The 2,449-nt window shown below is 59.8% G+C and carries 3 protein-coding genes; all 3 read right to left on the minus strand.

Annotated features, from left to right (window positions below):
- Positions 1-29: 29 nt before the first annotated feature.
- The 3 genes from tnpC to tnpA all read right to left on the minus strand — a co-directional run bounded on the left by tnpC (position 30) and on the right by tnpA (position 2,364).
- Positions 30-1,541 (minus strand): IS66 family transposase, encoded by a 1,512-nt coding sequence (gene tnpC, locus ACFQXB_RS20255; protein ID WP_377407006.1) that lies wholly within the window; start codon positions 1,539-1,541, stop codon positions 30-32.
- 68 nt (positions 1,542-1,609) lie between these two features.
- Complete coding sequence (gene tnpB / locus ACFQXB_RS20260; protein ID WP_377407007.1) at positions 1,610-1,957, minus strand: IS66 family insertion sequence element accessory protein TnpB; 348 nt, start codon at positions 1,955-1,957, stop codon at positions 1,610-1,612.
- Complete coding sequence (tnpA, locus tag ACFQXB_RS20265; protein ID WP_377407008.1) at positions 1,954-2,364, minus strand: IS66-like element accessory protein TnpA; 411 nt, start codon at positions 2,362-2,364, stop codon at positions 1,954-1,956. The genes tnpB and tnpA overlap by 4 nt, the downstream gene beginning before the upstream one ends.
- Positions 2,365-2,449: the final 85 nt, after the last annotated feature.

Consider the following 2,449-nt stretch of genomic DNA (forward strand, 5'->3'; position numbering starts at 1 on the left):
CGTATCCGTCCGGTCTGACTGGCGTTGACTTATTGAGGTGTCCAGTTCCAGGGCATCAGTTCGTCAATATGGGGCATTTTGTGATCTGCGACGCGGGCGAGGACCCAGCGCAGCCAGGCTTCGGGATCGACACTGTTCATGCGGCAGGTTTCAATGAGCGTATAGGCGATGGCTGCGGCGTTTCCGCCCCCCTTTGATCCCATGAACAGATAATTCTTGCGTCCGAGTGTCACCGGTCTGATTGAGCGCTCGCAGATATTGTTGTCCAGCTCCAGCTTGCCATTGTCGAGATATGCCCGGGCCTTTGGCATGCGGCCGAGCGCATAGCGTATGGCGGCTGCCAGGTTCGACTTGCCGGAAATCTTGGGCAATTGCAGCGACAGCCATGCCTCCAGATCGTCAAAGACCGGTTTTGCCTTTGCCTGCCGCAGGGCAATGCGCGCATCAATGGGCTGATAGCGCGCTTCTTTTTCCACGGCATAGAGGGCAGCGACGCGCCTGATCGCTTCCTCGGCGATGGCAGAGCTTTCGCTTTCATAGATATCGACGAACTTGCGGCGCACATGCACCATGCAGGCCTGCTCGCTGGCGAGACCCGCCCCGAACAACCCATTGAACCCGGTGAAGCCGTCGGCATGGATCACACCCTTATACCCCTTGAGATGGGATGAGGGGTGTTCACCCTTCCGGTCCACGCTGAACTGATACCAGACGCAGGGCGGGGCTTGCCCACACCATGGTCGTTCATCGCGCACATAGCTCCAAAGGCGCGCTGTTTGCGCCTTGCCTTTGGCCTGCATCTTGACGGGCGTGTCATCGGCGAACAGGGCGGGTCCGGCCCGAACCAGTTTGCCGATATGAGCCGCCAGAGGCTCCAACAGTGCGGTTGATCGCCCCACCCAATCGGTCAGCGTGGATCGATGCAGGTCGACCTTGTCACGGGCATAGATTTCGGACTGGCGATAGAGCGGAAGGTGATCGCAATATTTGCCGACCAGCACATGGGCCAACAGGCCCGGACCGGGACGCCCACGGGTGATCGGGCGTGAGGGCAGCTCGGCCTGGGCGAACGCCTCGCAACAGGTGCAAGTCATGCGCGGCCGCACGATGCGTTTCACCACGAAATGGCCGGGGACGTATTCCAGCTCTTCGGTCACGTCCTCGCCGAGTTGCTTGAGCGCACCTCTGCAAGCGCTGCAGCTATCGCCCGGCGACAGGATTTCTTCCTGTCGCTCAAGATGATCGGGCAGCGGTGCGCGATTGTGGGTGCGTTTGGCGGGAGGTTCTTGATCAGCGTCCGTCTCGGGGGCTGTCTTCTGTGCCTCGGAGGCGGAAGCGATCTCCGTGTCTTCCTGAAGGTCGAAGGCAAGCTGATCCATGGTCTCGGATTTGCTGCCAAAACGGGCCTTGCGATGTGCGGCGAGTTCCTTCTTCAGCTTCTCGATCTGATAGGCCTGCGCCTTGATTTCCGCCGCCATCAACTCGCTGACTGCGCGCAACTCAGTGGGGTCTTCGGGCAGGGATTTGAACGTCGCGCGCATGCGCGTTTTATATCCGAACAGCCTTCTGAACGGAACGCAAAATGCGCATAAACCCCTGTTTTATTGAGTTATCCGGCCTGTAATGGCCGCCATGTCCGCGCAGGCATCCGCCAGTCAATTCCTTCCAGAAGCATCGACAATTGCGCCGCGGTGACACAGATTTTGCCGTCCTTGGCCGAAGGCCAGACAAATCGCCCTTTCTCGAGGCGCTTCATGAACAGGCATGCGCCCTGTGTGTCCCACCAGATGATCTTCAACAGATCACCCCGACGGCCGCGGAACACAAACAGGTGGCCAGAATACGGGTCCTCGGCCAGCAGCCTCTCCGTTTGTGCAGCCAGCGTGTTGAAGCCGCGCCGCATATCCGTAACGCCAGCCGCCAGCCACACCCGCGTGTTGCTCGGCACCGGGATCATGCCGTCAGCCCCTGCACCAAGCCCACAACCGATGCCAGCGATGTGGGGCCTTCCACCAGAATGCGTCGCCCGTCCGACAACGCGATATCCACGCGCTGCGCCAAGACAGCAGGCTCAGCCTCCACGTCATTTATTCGCGCGGGAGAAGCACGGCTTTCCTCTCCAGACGTTTCAATCTCGACAGGCAGGAACACGCCTTCAAGGGCGATACTCTCCTCTGACGAGGCTTCATCCTCTACAGGCGCGAACCGGGGATCCTTCAGCCATTTGAAAATCAAGTTCGCGTTCATCGAATAGCGCCGTGCAACCTGAGCAACCGAAACCCCCGGCGTCAACGTCTGCGCGCAAATCGTGCGCTTCTCGTCTTCCGACCAGACCCGCTTCTTCAGCCCCTTCTTCCCCGCCATCACCGACCTCAAGATGTCCACTATCGATAGTGGACACTATCACCCACTCCATCACGCAGGCAGGGCAGGCAGACCGGACGGATAC

The organism is Halodurantibacterium daqingense (genome assembly GCF_042666235.1).
Lineage (GTDB): Bacteria > Pseudomonadota > Alphaproteobacteria > Rhodobacterales > Rhodobacteraceae > Halodurantibacterium > Halodurantibacterium daqingensis.

What these genes read in the sequence shown, in the direction of transcription:
- tnpB (WP_377407007.1), bottom strand. Translation starts at nt 1,957, where the DNA reads ATGATCCCGGTGCCGAGCAACACGCGGGTGTGGCTGGCGGCTGGCGTT.
- tnpC (WP_377407006.1), bottom strand. Translation starts at nt 1,541, where the DNA reads ATGCGCGCGACGTTCAAATCCCTGCCCGAAGACCCCACTGAGTTGCGC.
- tnpA (WP_377407008.1), bottom strand. Translation starts at nt 2,364, where the DNA reads ATGGCGGGGAAGAAGGGGCTGAAGAAGCGGGTCTGGTCGGAAGACGAG.